This window comes from Pseudomonas bijieensis (assembly GCF_013347965.1).
GTDB classification, from domain to species: Bacteria; Pseudomonadota; Gammaproteobacteria; order Pseudomonadales; family Pseudomonadaceae; genus Aquipseudomonas; species Aquipseudomonas bijieensis.
In genome coordinates, this window is record NZ_CP048810.1 from 5,063,289 (window position 1) to 5,077,689 (window position 14,401).

General features: G+C 62.4%; 11 protein-coding genes. 6 read left to right on the forward strand and 5 right to left on the reverse strand.

Features of this window, described 5'->3' with window-relative positions; translation table 11 throughout:
- Nucleotides 1–206 precede the first annotated feature (206 nt).
- The 4 genes from GN234_RS22270 to GN234_RS22285 all read left to right on the forward strand — a co-directional run bounded on the left by GN234_RS22270 (nucleotide 207) and on the right by GN234_RS22285 (nucleotide 6,782).
- Nucleotides 207–2,591: a hybrid sensor histidine kinase/response regulator gene (locus tag GN234_RS22270; protein WP_176689085.1), complete on the forward strand. Its 2,385-nt coding sequence runs from the start codon at nucleotides 207–209 to the stop codon at nucleotides 2,589–2,591.
- Between the two features lie 72 nt (nucleotides 2,592–2,663).
- The gene (locus GN234_RS22275) at nucleotides 2,664–4,313 is read left to right on the forward strand and encodes an acyl-CoA dehydrogenase family protein (RefSeq protein ID WP_176689086.1); all 1,650 of its coding nucleotides are present in this window, start codon (nucleotides 2,664–2,666) and stop codon (nucleotides 4,311–4,313) included.
- A gap of 263 nt (nucleotides 4,314–4,576) precedes the next feature.
- Entirely contained in the window at nucleotides 4,577–6,076 is a 1,500-nt protein-coding gene (gene amn, locus GN234_RS22280; protein ID WP_163858942.1) for an AMP nucleosidase, read from the forward strand.
- Between the two features lie 139 nt (nucleotides 6,077–6,215).
- A complete protein-coding gene (locus tag GN234_RS22285; RefSeq protein WP_162893925.1) occupies nucleotides 6,216–6,782 on the forward strand; it encodes a pseudouridine synthase in 567 nt (188 codons plus the stop codon).
- Here GN234_RS22285 and GN234_RS22290 read toward each other — a convergent pair.
- Both GN234_RS22290 and GN234_RS22295 read right to left on the reverse strand, forming a co-directional pair.
- A complete protein-coding gene (locus GN234_RS22290; RefSeq protein WP_007937369.1) occupies nucleotides 6,777–6,986 on the reverse strand; it encodes a DUF2788 domain-containing protein in 210 nt (69 codons plus the stop codon). The two genes, GN234_RS22285 and GN234_RS22290, sit on opposite strands and share 6 nt — an antisense overlap.
- Before the next feature lie 159 nt (nucleotides 6,987–7,145).
- Entirely contained in the window at nucleotides 7,146–7,625 is a 480-nt protein-coding gene (locus GN234_RS22295; protein ID WP_003185723.1) for an Lrp/AsnC family transcriptional regulator, read from the reverse strand.
- 414 nt (nucleotides 7,626–8,039) lie between these two features.
- Here GN234_RS22295 and GN234_RS22300 point away from each other — a divergent pair, with 414 nt between their 5' ends.
- Nucleotides 8,040–9,050 (forward strand): DUF6515 family protein, encoded by a 1,011-nt coding sequence (locus GN234_RS22300; protein ID WP_176689087.1) that lies wholly within the window; start codon nucleotides 8,040–8,042, stop codon nucleotides 9,048–9,050.
- A 129-nt stretch (nucleotides 9,051–9,179) separates the two neighbouring features.
- On the opposite strand, the gene GN234_RS22305 is transcribed toward GN234_RS22300, so the two are convergent.
- Nucleotides 9,180–10,073, reverse strand: coding sequence for a cation diffusion facilitator family transporter (locus GN234_RS22305; protein WP_109756264.1), 894 nt, complete (start codon nucleotides 10,071–10,073; stop codon nucleotides 9,180–9,182).
- 28 nt (nucleotides 10,074–10,101) lie between these two features.
- Nucleotides 10,102–10,521, reverse strand: coding sequence for a polyribonucleotide nucleotidyltransferase (locus GN234_RS22310; RefSeq protein WP_109756263.1), 420 nt, complete (start codon nucleotides 10,519–10,521; stop codon nucleotides 10,102–10,104).
- 95 nt (nucleotides 10,522–10,616) lie between these two features.
- On the opposite strand from GN234_RS22310, the gene hrpB reads away from it, so the two are divergent.
- Nucleotides 10,617–13,136, forward strand: coding sequence for an ATP-dependent helicase HrpB (hrpB, locus tag GN234_RS22315; protein ID WP_176689088.1), 2,520 nt, complete (start codon nucleotides 10,617–10,619; stop codon nucleotides 13,134–13,136).
- An 18-nt stretch (nucleotides 13,137–13,154) separates the two neighbouring features.
- Here the strand turns inward: hrpB and GN234_RS22320 are convergent, their stop codons facing one another.
- Nucleotides 13,155–14,390: a hypothetical protein gene (locus tag GN234_RS22320; RefSeq protein ID WP_176689089.1), complete on the reverse strand. Its 1,236-nt coding sequence runs from the start codon at nucleotides 14,388–14,390 to the stop codon at nucleotides 13,155–13,157.
- Nucleotides 14,391–14,401 lie beyond the last annotated feature (11 nt).

The following is a 14,401-nucleotide window of genomic DNA, read 5'->3' on the forward strand; positions in this document are numbered from 1 at the left end:
TGACCAAAGCAACAGCTCTATCTCAACGCTTGGCGCTGAAACGCCCGTTCTAGAGCCTTCTATAGGAAAGATTTCAATGGTGCAAATTGGCCATCAACGGCTATGCTAGAGATGGATCCAACTCATAACAGGTAATGCCGGTTTTACGTCTACTCAGGGAATGGGGGGCTTCCTGACTCAACCGGACAGGCCACGCTGGGACTTAAATGCGCTATTTGCTGATGTTGCTGCTGTGCTTGTCCCCACTGGCAAGTGCTCTGGAATTCGATGAATTCACCCAAAGCCTGCCCTTGGGTCATGCCCTGCAGGTGTTCGAAGATGCGGGTGGCACTGCCACCATTGATGATGTCCTGGCCCAGGCTGCCACCGGCGCCTTCAAGCCCCATGACAAAGCCACGCTGAATGCCGGTTACTCGCGATCAGCCTTCTGGTTGAAAATCGACCTGCACTACCGCCCCGGCAATCCGGACGCCCAGCGCACCTGGCTGCTGGAACTGGCGTACCCGCCGCTGGACCACCTGGATTTGTATCTGCCAGATGCCGCCGGGGGGTACCGCCTGGTGCGCCAGACCGGCGATGCGTTGCCATTCGCCAGCCGCGAGATTCGCCAGAACAACTACTTGTTCAGCCTGGATTTCAAGCCTGAGCAGCGGCAGATCCTGTACCTGCGCCTGCAAAGCCAGGGTTCGATCCAGGCGCCATTGACGCTGTGGTCGAGCACCGCCTATCTCGAACAGCAGCCGGTGCGCTTGTATGTGTTGGGGGTCATCTATGGCGTGCTGCTGGGAATGCTGGTGTACAACCTGTTCATCTACCTGAGCGTGCGTGATACCAGCTACCTCTATTACATCTTCTATATCGCCTCGTTCGGCCTGTATCAGTTGTCGGTCAATGGTGCGGCCGTGGAGTATTTCTGGCCGGACAATCCCTGGTGGGCAAACGCCGCGACGCCGTTTTTCATCGGCTGCGCGGGCCTGTTTGGCAGCCAGTTCGCCCGCAGCTTCCTGCAAACCGCCCGGCATGGCCGTTGGCTGGATCGCATGCTGCTGGCACTGATCGCCTACAGCGCGGTGGTGGTCGGCCTGTCGTTGATGACCAGCTATGCCTTGGCGCTGCGCCTGGCAACGGCGTTGGCGCTGGTATTCACGGTGGCGATCTTTGCCGCCGGGTTGTTTGCCTGGTGGCGTGGCCTGCGGGTGGCACGTTATTTCATCATTGCCTGGTCGGCGTTTCTGCTGGGGGGCATCATCAATACCTTGATGGTGCTGGGTTACCTGCCGAATGTATTCCTGACCATGTACGCCAGCCAGATCGGCTCGGCCATCGAAGTGGCGCTGTTGTCCCTGGCCCTGGCCGACCGTATCAATGCCATGCGCGAACAGCAGGCCCAGACCCTGTTGGACGCGGGGCAGAAACTCGAAGTGCTCAACCAGCAACTGGCCCACGGCAACAAGCTCAAGGATGAATTCCTCGCCACCCTGACCCATGAACTGCGCACGCCGATGAACGGTGTGATCGGTTCCCTGGAGTTGATGGAAACCGTCGAGATGGACGAGGAACTGACCCAGTATCAACAGACCGCCGCCGGTTCGGCGCGGGACATGATGCGCATGGTCAACGGCATCCTCACGCTTACCGAGTTGCAGGCTGGCAAGCTCAAGGTCTATCCGGCGCCGTTCAGCCTGCGTGGGGTGGTCGAGGCGCTGCAGGTGCAGTTCGGCGCCAATGCCGCGGCCAAGGGCCTTGATTTCAAGGTCGACGTGGCCCCGGGCCTGGCGGACCGACTGCTTGGCGACAGCGGCAAACTGGCCCAGTGCCTGGAATGCCTGCTGGACAACGCCATCAAGTTCACCCGGGTGGGCGGCTTGGCGCTGCGAGTCAGTGGCAGGCCGACGGAGCTTGATCGACTGATGCTGTCCTTTGCCGTGATCGACACCGGAATCGGCTTTACCGACCTGGGGGAGGCGACCTTGTACCAGCGTTTCTTCCAGCTCGATGGTTCGATGACCCGCGAATATGGCGGCCTCGGCGTGGGCCTGGCCATCTGCCGGCAACTGGTGGAACTGCTGGGCGGGCGCCTGACCCATACCTCCGAGCCCGGTCGCGGCAGCCGTTTTCATTTGAACGTGGAGTTTGACCTGGCCTTGCCGGCAGCTGTGCCGACGCCGTTTTCCTTCGGTGGTCGCCAAGGTTCGCGCCTGCCACAGGATTGCACGGTGCTATTGGCGGATGACAACAGCATTGATCAGTTGGTCATGCGCGGCATGTTGCTCAAGCTCGGTTATCGGGTGCGCACTGCCGACAGCGGCCGTGCGGCGCTGGATCTGCTGCACGGCGAGAGCTTCGATGCGGTGCTGCTCGATTGCCAGTCGCCGCCGCTGGACGGTGTGTCGGTCTGCTGCCAGATCCGTACCTTGTCCGGTTGCGAGGAACTGCCGGTGCTGGTGGTCAGCCCGAACCTGGGGCAAGAGCGCTGCCCGTCGGGCGCGCTGATCGATTACCTGAGCAAACCGGTGAAGTTCGAGACACTGCAGGCGACGCTCCAGCGCCGTGTGCTTTGCCATGGGCAGGGTGAAAGCGCCGATATTTAGGCGGATATGACACTTTGTTCGGCCTGGGGGCGGTGCTTAACTGAACCTCCTGGCTGATCGAGGAGCCCTGTCATGAACCTGCACCAGTTCGCTGAAACCCACGACGTCACCAATCAGCCGCCATCGCTCGATGGCGCCAACCTGTACCGCATCGACCTGCCGTTGCAAGAATGGTCGCGGCGTTTCGGCGCTGGCTGGGCGCAGGCGCGGATAGATGCGTATGGGGCGCTGGCCGGCGGGCCGTTGATGGAAGCGGGCTTTCTGGCCAATCAGAACAAGCCGGTGTTCTCCAGTCATGACCGTTATGGCCATCGCATCGACCTGGTGGAATTCCATCCCGCTTATCATCAGTTGATGCGTACCGCCGTCGAGCACGGCCTGCCCAGCTTGCCCTGGGCCCATCCACAGCCCGGGGCGCATGTCGCCCGGGCCTCGATGACCTATCTGCACAGCCAGGCCGAAGCCGGCACCGGCTGTCCGCTGACCATGACCTTCGCCAGCGTACCGGCGCTGCGCTTGCAGCCGGACCTGGCCGAGCGCTGGGTGCCGAAGGTGCTCGCCACCGAGTACGACCCGCGCAACGTTGGCATGGCGCACAAGGCCGGGGTCACCATCGGCATGGCAATGACCGAAAAACAGGGTGGCACCGATGTGCGCGCCAACACCACCAAGGCCTATCCAGTGGGCGCCAGTGGCCCGGGCCAGGCCTATGAACTGGTGGGCCACAAATGGTTCTGTTCGGCGCCGATGTGCGACGCCTTCCTCACGTTGGCCCAGACCGACAAGGGCCTGACCTGTTTCCTGCTGCCGCGCCATCGCCCCGACGACACGCGCAATCAGTTCTACATTCAACGGTTGAAGAACAAGCTGGGCAACTGTTCAAACGCCTCCAGCGAAGTCGAGTTCCGTGGCGCACTGGCCTGGATGGTTGGTGAAGAAGGCCGAGGCGTGCCGACGATCATTGAGATGGTCGCCATGACCCGCTTCGATTGCATGGTCGGCTCCAGCGCCCTGATGCGCCAGGCGCTGACCCAGGCCAGTCACCACTGTGCCCACCGCAAGGTTGGCGGCAAGCTGTTGAGCGAGCAGCCGCTGATGCAGAACGTCCTGGCTGACCTGGCGTTGGAAAGCGAGTCCGCCCTGGCCTTGAGCCTGCGCATGGGCCAGGCGCTGGACCACTTGAATGACGAGCACGAAGCCAAGTTCGCCCGGCTGGTGACGGCGGTAGGCAAGTACTGGATCTGCAAGCGCGCCCCCGCGATGATCAACGAAGCCGCCGAATGCATGGGCGGCGCCGGCTACGTCGAAGACAGCATCCTGCCGCGCCTGTACCGCGAAGCGCCGGTCAACTCGACGTGGGAAGGCTCCGGCAACGTGCAATGCCTTGATGTGCTGCGCGCCTTGTCCAAGGAGCCGGGCGTGCTGGAAGTATTGTTCAGCGAATTGGGCGATGGCCACGGCGACAAGCGCCTGGCCGGGCACATCCACCAATTGCACGCAGCGTTCAAGGACACCGACGACATCCAGTACCGCGCCCGGCAATTGACCGAAGACGTCGCCGTCGGCCTGCAGGCCAAGTTGTTGCTCGAGGCGGGAAACAGCGACATCAGCGACGCCTTCATTGCCAGCCGCCTTGGCTCGGCTGGCCGGGTATACGGTGCCTTGCCCCGGGGCCTGAATGTCGAAGCCATCGTCACCCGCTCCACCCCCCATGGTTTCTAGGAAGACCGCGAAACCCTTGATCCAGCATCTGTGGTGACTGACACACCGCCATCGCGAGTAAGGGATTGGCGGTGAATGAAGGGTTTGTAGTCACTGGAGGTCAAGGGTGGGAGCGAGCCTGCTCGCGATGGCGTCGGCACATCCAACAGCTCTGGTGACTGACGCACCGCTATCGCGAGCAAGCTCGCTCCCACAGGGATTGTCGATGAATGATCGAGCGCGCCAATACGCCACTGTTCCCGTCGGGCGGCGATGCAGGCAAGATGAAGGCCTGCAAGTCAGAACACAGGAAGCTGATCGTGACCGAAGCGTTTATTGTCGTTCAAACCGCCGAACAAGCCGTGGATCGTCTGGCGGCCCTGCACGAGCGTGCGACCACCGCGTTGAATCAGGCGCTGATGCGTTATCTCAAGGACCGCGTCGAGCCGGATGCCGAGCAACGTGCGTTGTTTCGCTATCCGGCCTTGCGCCTGACCTATCACTGCCACGGCGAAGTCCCGCAAACCACGCGTGCCTACGCCAAGGTCCAGTTGCCCGGCACCTACAGCGTCACCGTCACCCATCCCGCCGCGTTCCGTAAGTACCTGCTGGAACAGCTGGTCCCGCTGATGCACGACTTCACCGTCACCGTGGAAGTCGGTGTCAGCGAGCAGAACATTCCGTACCCGTACGTGGTGGAGCAGGGCGATGAACTGGCCGGCTCCGGTGTAACCGCCGCGGTACTGGCGCGGGTGTTCCCCAGCACCGACCTGTCGGCCGCCACCGACGGTATCGCCGACGGTCTCTACGATTGGGAAAACACCGACCCGCTGCCCCTGGCGCTGTTCGATGCCGCGCGGGTGGATTTTTCCCTGCGTCGGTTGGTGCATTACACCGGCAGCGACTGGCGTCATGTGCAGCCGTGGATCCTGCTGACCAACTATCACCGCTATGTCGACCAGTTCATCGTTCACGGCCTGGAGCAACTGCGCAGCGACCCGCGCTTTGTGCGCATGGTCCTGCCGGGTAACGTGATCATCGACAAGAACATGGACCACGGCGAAGCGTCGGCCATCGCCGCCGGTGTGGTCTGGCACCGCTACCAGATGCCGGCCTATCACCTGCAGACCAATGATGGCCATGGCGTGACCTTGGTGAACATCGGCGTCGGCCCGTCCAATGCCAAGAACATCACCGACCACCTGGCCGTATTGCGTCCGCATTGCTGGCTGATGATCGGCCACTGCGGCGGGCTGCGGCAGTCCCAGACCATCGGTGACTACGTGCTGGCCCACGCCTACATGCGTCGCGATGGCATTCTCGACCGGGTGGTGCCGCCGAACATTCCGATTCCGGCCCTGGCCGAAGTGCAGATGGCGCTTCAGCAGGCTGCGGCGAATATCACCGGTGAAAAGGGCGACGAGCTGAAAAAACGCCTGCGCACTGGCACCGTGCTGACTTACGACGACCGCAACTGGGAGCTGCGCTGGGCCCAGGAGCGTCCGCTGATCAACCTGTCCCGCGCCGTGGCGGTGGACATGGAAAGCGGCACCATTGCCGCCCAGGGTTATCGCCTGCGGGTGCCCTATGGCACGTTGCTGTGCGTCTCGGACAAACCTCTGCACAGCGAGATCAAGCTGCCGGGTTCGGCCAACGCGTTCTATGAGCGCGCGGTCAACCAGCACCTGAAGATCGGCATCGAGGCGTTGGACCTGCTGCGCACCGAACTCAACTCGTTGCATTCGCGCAAGCTGCGCAGCTTCGACGAGCCGCCGTTCCGCTGATACGGCGGTGGTTATTTAGCGGTCAGGCCACTAGCATTAGCGGCCCTGACCGCTAGATGTTGTGTTCGCCATGTCACGCCCCTCACGCCCTGTTTCCCGCCGCCCTGGCGCGAAACCTCCAGCTTCCGCGCCGCGCCGTGTGGCCAAGGCGCCGCCAGCCGAGCCAAAACTGATCCTGTTCAACAAACCTTTCGATGTGCTGACGCAATTCAGTGACGGTGAGGGGCGGGCGACGCTCAAGGATTTTATCGACGTACCGGGCATCTACCCGGCCGGACGGCTGGATCGCGACAGCGAAGGCTTGCTGTTGCTGACCAACGACGGGCAGTTGCAGGCACGCATTGCCGATCCCAAACACAAGCTGGCCAAGACCTACTGGGTGCAAGTGGAGGGCGAGCCGAGTGCCGAGCAATTGCAGCGTTTGCGCGCCGGGGTGGAGTTGAACGACGGCATGACCTTGCCGGCCGAGGCCCGCCAACTGGACGAACCGCAATTGTGGCCGCGCAATCCGCCGGTACGTTTTCGTAAAAGCGTGCCCACGAGCTGGCTGGAACTGGTGATTCGCGAAGGACGCAACCGTCAGGTGCGACGCATGACCGCCGCCGTGGGCTTGCCGACATTGCGCCTGGTGCGTGTCAGGATCGGCGACTGGACGATCGAAGGGCTCGACCAGGGCCAGTGGAAAGAAGTGCCGGCGCGCTTATAGCGTCCCGGATTCGATCAGGCCAATCACCACGCTCTTGATGACGAATGCGGCCACACCGAGGCCCAGCACGAAAAACAGGATGAACGAGCCGAAACGCCCGGCCTTGGACTTCTTCGCCAGGTCCCAGACGATGAAACCCATGAAAATGATCAGGATGCTGACCAGGCCGGTCATCATCCACTCTTCGAAAACAGCAGGATCCATCAGGACACTCCGACGTGAGCTGGGTTGAAAAGGCGCGGCGAGTATACGGCATGGGGGGCGGGCGAGGGGTTGGCCTGCGGCGGTGTGTCGCAGCTATTCATCGGCTGGGCTGTCGCTATAGACCCCTGTGGGAGCGAGCCTGCTCGCGATAGCGGTGGTTCAGCTACGCAGATGAGTCAACGGCAGTTCAGTGCTGTTGAGCACCTGGTTCAGCACAAAGCTCGAGCGCACGCTGGTGACGCCATCGATGCGCGTCAGGTGCCCCAGCAACAGCTTCTGGTAATGGTCCATGTCCGGCACCACCACCTTGAGCTGGTAGTCCGCGTCCATCCCGGTCACCAGGCTGCATTCCAGCACTTGCGGCAGGTTGCGGATGGCGGCTTCGAAGTTTTCGAAACGTTCAGGGGTGTGGCGGTCCATGCCGATCAGCACATAAGCCGTCAGGCTCAGGCCCAGCAACTTGCGGTCGAGCAGGGCGACCTGGCGGGTGATGTAGCCGTCATCCTCCAACTGCTTGACCCGTCGCGAGCAGGGGGAGGGCGACAGGCCGATGCGTTCGGCCAGTTCCTGGTTGGAGATGCGCGCGTCGCGCTGCAATTCCGCCAGAATGCTCAGGTCGTAACGGTCGAGTTTGCTCATCGGTCGGGCCTTTATCTTGATAATTGCGGCAGATTATCTATCCGGGGTTAAAAATTGCGCAAGTGATGTTTATTTCCGCAATCTTCGCAATCATCCGTCGACGCTCCAGGCTTATGCTTACCACCAAGATCACTGCTCGGACAAACAGTCCAGTGCAGCCCGCCCAATCAGGCCGGCTGCGGTCGCAGTACCCACCGGTACTGGCAGGCCCCCGAGCTGCACACTGTCCAGAAGACGGCGTGAGGTGAGCCGACGTCATAAGCGTCGAGCACGGACGAAATTCTCAAGGGGAGGCCGACGGGCCTCCCTTTTTTAATGCCTGCGAAATAAACCCCGTGGCTGATAATCTGTCGCAGAACCGGCCTGGGCTTTTCCAGTCTTATCTTCAGGCCCTGAACCGTTGTGAGGAATTTCATGAAGTCGCGCATCTGGCGTTTGGCAGGTGTTGGTCTGTTGTGGGCAAGTGTCAGTGCGCAGGGAATGGCCGACGATCAGCAAAACCGAGGCGGCCCGGACGGCGGTCGCGGGCAGGACGGGCGCGGCGGCAACGGCCAGGGTTACTCGGGCCAGCCGCGGCCGCAGAGCAACGAAATCATCCGGGGCGACAACAGTCGTCAGTTCGAGGTCAAGCAGCAGCCGCCGTACCAGGGCGGCCAACATTATGATCGTGGGCCTCAAGACCCCAACGGCCATGGCCGCCCGCAACCGCAGCCTGGCAACAACCTGCCGATCCAGGGCCGGCCCGACAGCGTGACCCAGACCCGCGAACCGCAACCGGGGTATTACCGCGACATCCCTCGTCGCAACGACGGCTATCCGAACGCAGGTCCGCGGCCTGACCATGATGGCCGTCCCGATCAGCATTGGCCTGGTCGACCGGGTGGGCATGGCAACGGCTGGGGCCCGGGGCCGCAATACCGGCCGGGTTATGTGATCGACCGTTTCCCGGATCGCAACTACCGCGTGCCCTATCGCGGCCAGGATTATTTCTACTCGGGCGGCTACTGGTATCGTCCCCAAGGGCCGCGCTACGTGGTGGTGCAGCCGCCGCGGGGCATCCGTACCCGTTACCTGCCCGATTACGCCAGGGAAGTGTGGATCGGCAGCTCGCTGTTCTTTCTCGCCGCGGGTGCCTATTACATCTACGAAGCCAATACCCAGGATTACGTCGTGGTCGAGCCGCCTATGGCCAACCCGCAACCTCAGCCTCAGGGCAACAGCTTTGACGTGGTGGCCTATCCGGCCAACGGCCAGTCCCCCGAGCAGGTCAATCAGGATGGCTACGACTGCTATCGCTGGGCGGTGCAGCAGAGTGGTTTCGATCCGCGCAACTACACCTATCCACCGGCGCCGGAAGTGGTGCAGACCTATCGGCAGGCCCAGGGCAGTTGCTTGAGCAGTCGTGGGTATCAGGTGACGTACTGATCACACGGTATAGAAGCAGTTCCCTGTGGCGAGGGAGCTTGCTCCCGCTGGCCTGCGCAGCAGGCCCAGGATCTTGCGGTCGCTGCGCAACCGAGCGGGAGCAAGCTCCCTCGCCACGGGTGTTGGGCATCAAGCGCTGGCGCGCTTCACCACTTCCGAAGGATCGGCATGCACCAGCACTTCGGCCTTTGGATAAGCATTGTGGATAGCATCGGCGGCCTGGTCGCTGATGCCGTGGGCCACTGACAGGGTCAAATCCCCTGGCAATTCCAGGTGCAATTGCACGAACCAGTGGTTGCCGGAGATCCGCGTGCGCAGGTCGTGGGCACCGAGCACGCCGGGCACGGCGCAGGCCAGTTCCAGCATATGTTGGCTGACGTCGGGCGGCAGTTCCTCATCCATCAGCACCGCGAAGCTTTCCCGGGCGATCTGGATGGCGCTCCACAGGATGTACGCCGCGATCCCCAGGCCGAACCAGGCGTCCAGTTGATACCAGCCGAACCCCGCCAATACCAGGGCGACCAGGATGCTGCCGTTGAGCAACAAGTCGGAGCGATAGTGCAGCGAGTCGGCGCGCACGGCGTTGGAGCCGGTGGCGCGGATGACCCGATGCTGCAACGCCAACAAAGCCAGGGTCAGCCCGAGGGAAAACACGATTACGCCGACGCTGAGCCAGGGCGCGTCCACCGGCACCGGGTTTTTCAGGCGTTCGAAGGCCTGCAAGGCGATCAATACCGCACTGCCGCCGATAAACAGCGCCTGGGCCATCCCGGCCAGGGACTCGGCCTTGCCGTGACCGTAGCGATGGTCATCGTCGGCGGGACGCAGGGCGTAATGCACCGCCAGCAGATTGAGCAGCGAGGTGACGCCGTCCAGTGCCGAGTCGGTCAGCCCGGCGAGCATGCTCACCGAGCCGCTGAGCCACCAGGCCAACGCCTTGGCGACGACCAGGATAAGTGCCACGGCCACCGAGGCCCGGGTGGCCAGGCGTAGCAGGCGAGCGTGTTCGGAGCTGGCGGTCATGGCGCGGTCGTTCCTTCTGTGGCGCCGGTCATGCGGCCGGTTTGAGACCGAGCGCGGCCAGTTGTTGCGCGCTGCCCTTGTGCTGGATCAACCGTGGATCGTCCAGCGGGAAGCTGCGGCCCAGTTCGTGTTCCAGGATTGCCTGCAACTTGTGGTTATTGACGGTGCCGTCGGGGTTGATGGCCGGCTTGAGTTTTTCTGGCTCGATCTGGACGCTTTTGCCCGGTTCGAAATAAATGGCGCCGGTGGCGAAGTCCACGGCGAAGGCGATCAGGCCAGGGATGATGTAGAACAGCAGGCCGACGGCATCGAGCGCGGCAATCGCCGGGTCGATCTTGCCATCGATCTGGCCGCGACGGTCCGGGTAGAAGATCGAGCCACAGGCGCTGATCTGAGTCAGCAGGGAGGCGACCAGCACGCCACCGATCACGCGAAAGGGAATACGCATAGCAATCTCCTGAACAGGTAAAGGCGTTGCTGGTTGGAGTCCAGACCACGCTAAACAGTTCGCCGTTATACTCGGCCCTCTGTTTTGGAGCCAGCATGATTTCTTTGCCGATTGATGAAGTTTTACCCGCCCTGCGTCAAGCCTTGGCATCGCGCCACGAAGCCGTGCTCGAAGCGCCGCCCGGTGCCGGTAAAACCACCCGTGTGCCCCTGGCCTTGCTGAACGAGCCCTGGCTGGCCGGGCAGACCATCCTGATGCTCGAGCCCCGGCGCCTGGCGGCACGGGCGGCGGCCGAGCGACTGGCCAGTGAACTGGGGGAAAAGGTCGGTGAAACCGTCGGCTACCGGATTCGCCTCGACAGCAAGGTCGGGCCCCAGACCCGCATCGAGGTGGTCACCGAAGGCATCCTCACTCGCCGCTTGCAGGATGATCCGGCGTTGGAAGGCGTGGGGCTGCTGATTTTCGATGAGTTCCACGAACGCAGCCTCGATGCCGACCTGGCCTTGGCCTTGAGCCTCAACGGCCGAGAGCTGTTTCGTGACGACCAGCCGCTGAAGATCCTGCTGATGTCCGCCACCCTGGAAGGGGAGCGCCTGGCCGGGTTGCTGGACGATGCGCCGATCCTGCGCAGCGAAGGGCGTATGTTCCCGGTGGCGGTGCGTTGGGGGCGGCCGTTTCAACCCGGTGAATTCATCGAGCCGCGACTGGTGCAGACCGTGCTGGAAGCGCTGCACGATGAAACCGGCAGCGTCCTGGTGTTCTTGCCCGGCCAGGCGGAAATCCGCAGGGTCCATCAACAACTGGCCGAGGCCTTGGGCGAAAACACCGATGTGCTGCTCTGCCCGCTGCATGGCGAGCTGGACCTGGCGGCCCAACGCGCCGCCATCGACCCTGCGCCACCGGGCCAGCGCAAAGTGGTGCTGGCCACTAACATCGCCGAAACCAGCCTGACCATCAACGGCGTGCGGGTGGTGATCGATGCTGGCCTGGCGCGGGTGCCGCGTTTCGACCCGGGCAGCGGCATGACCCGTCTCGACACCCAGCGCATTTCCCGGGCCAGCGCCACCCAGCGGGCCGGACGGGCCGGTCGATTGGAACCGGGCGTGTGCTATCGATTGTGGTCCGAAGACCAGCATGAACAACTGGCTGCTTACGGCAGTGCGGAGATTCTTTCGGCGGATTTGGCCGGGTTGGCCCTGCAACTGGGGCGCTGGGGTATGGCGCCGCAGCAATTGGTCTGGCTCGATGTCCCGCCGGCCGCTGCATATGCCCAGGCCCAGGATCTGCTGCAACGCCTGGGCGCGCTGGAGGGCGAGCAACTGACCCGCCACGGCCAGGCCATGGCCGAACTACCAGCCCACCCGCGCATCGCGCATCTGCTGCTGCGCGGCCAGGCGCTCGGGCTGGCGGACATGGCCTGTAACGTCGCTGCGCTGCTGGGCGAGCGCGATATTCTGCGTGGCGCCGGTGCGGATCTGCACAGTCGCCTGGCCTTGTTGTCCGGCGAAGAACGAGCGGCGCGTGGCGCCCAAGGCGGGGTGCAGCGGGCGCGGCAACTGGCCCGGCAGTATCGCGGTTATCTACGGGGCAAGGCCGAAGAAGCGGTGGCCGATCCCGATCATCCACGCTGGCTCGGTGCGTTGCTGGCGCTGGCCTACCCCGACCGCGTCGCCCAGCAGCGCCGGCCCGGCGGCGCGGAATATCGCTTGGCCAATGGCCGTGCGGCGCTGTTTGCCGAAGCTGACAGCCTGATGAAACAAGCGTGGCTGGTGATCGTCGACCTGGGCAGCCGCCATGGCCAGCGGGAAGAGCGGATCTACCTGGCGACGGATTTCGACCCAGCGTTGTTCGATTCGGTATTGGCCGAGCAAGTCCGTGTTGTGGATCAACTGGATTGGGACGAGCGTGAAGGTGTGCTGCGTGCCGAGCGCCAGCGCAAGGTCGGCGAACTGGTGCTCAGCCGCGAGCCATTGATCGGCCTGGATGAGTCAGCCCGTAGCCAGGCCCTGGTAAACCTGGTGCGTCGCAAGGGCCTGGAATTGTTGCCCTGGACCCCGGAACTGCGGCAATGGCAGGCGCGGGTGGCGCTGCTGCGTCGCCTGGACCTGGAGGCCAAGGGCGAGAGCGAGTGGCCGGATGTCAGCGACGTGGCGTTACTGGACAGTCTCGAACATTGGCTGATGCCGTATCTGGGGCGAGTCTCGCGCCTCAGTCACTTCGCCAACCTGGACTTGTCCAGCATCGTTCACAACCTGTTGCCCTGGCCCCTGCCGCAACGCCTGGATGAACTGGCGCCGCACCATTTGAGCGTGCCCTCGGGCTCGTCCATCCGGCTGGACTACAGCGAGCACCCGCCGATCCTGGCGGTGCGCTTGCAGGAGCTCTTCGGCCTGGCCGACACCCCGCGCATTGCCGGCGGGCGGCAGGCGGTCAAGTTGCACCTGTTGTCACCGGCGCGGCGACCGGTGCAGGTGACCCAGGACCTGGCGAATTTCTGGCGCAGCACCTACGCCGAGGTGAAGAAGGACCTCAAGGGGCGCTATCCCAAGCATTACTGGCCGGACGACCCCCTGGTGGCGGAGGCGACGGCGCGGGTCAAGCCGCGTAAACCCTAGTGCCCTGTATCACAAAGACTATTTCAGATGCCTCGAGACGATATCTGCAATCAAAAGACCTATTTTTTCGCTGAAGGCCACTGATACCTGACCGTTGGCATACTGGATCCTGGCCGGTGCGAGGGATTCGTCGCTTTCGGTCACGCCCTTTACAACGGCATATCCATTGACCGATACGGTCAGGCGAACTCTCTTGACCGACAAGCCATGGCCAAAGTCCTTTTGCAGGACGTCCGCCGGGACAATGCCTGAAATTCTGGGGTCCGCTAGCGGCGAGCTTGCATCTCTATCGTAGTGGTTGAAGAACCGCTCGATGAGTACGCCCTCTACCTGCTCGAATGTGAACGCCAGGTTGTCGAAAAGTCGGTGTGGGTCGAATTCCTGTGTTCTCAGGCAGAACGTCAAGACCTTCAAGATGACTTGCGACCCTTTGAAATTAGGGTTACCCGCAGGCGGATGAGTGCTTTCGGAGAAATGGAGCCGGGTCAGGTACAGGGCATCGTCCTTGACCAGGATATTCAAGTCGATCCTGGGTGGCGTGGGTTTTATCCCGGCGGATTTAATGCTGTACCATTCATAAAATCCGCCGAACCGGTCATGAATGGGGGTATTGGGTTTACGCCCGTTGTTGATGTCGGATTCGTAATACAGCATGTTGGAACACAGTGATTCCGCCAGTTCTTCAGTCGGCGAGATATGCGTCCAGGGCCACTCCTCGATGGAAGCGAAGCGTTCGTCTTCCGTTTCGATCTGGTGCCTGAGATGGTGTGTCCCGGAACCGGCTAGATAGCAGGTTCCAAAGTTCTTGGTGGTTATCGTGGCTTCGGGGCGGTGGATGTAGGCGCGCTTGGCACCTTTTCCATCCAGTAGAACGCCCAGCATATGGAATGCACCCGCGGTCCTGCCCATGCCCATTAGAGCCTGGTCGATCGTGTCGGCATCTATCAGGGCATCCGGTTGATAGCTGAGTTTTGTCTCGATCGACCCTGCCAGCGCCACCCAGAATTCATAAGCCGATCGACAATCCCCTGCAAAGGCGAGCATGCCGCTGTTGTTCTTCAGGATGTAGGTTTTTCGACCCATTCGCGCGATATGAAACGGACCGTCGGCGTCATGCCAATCAGTGGGTATCAACCCCAGTGAAGGAACCCATACAGACATCGATTTGCGCATGTCCGGACCGTCCGCGCTGATCAAACAGTCGGCGATCAAGTGCGGGTCATTCTCGGGGTTGATCAGGGCGATTACCGTCATGGTGACACTCC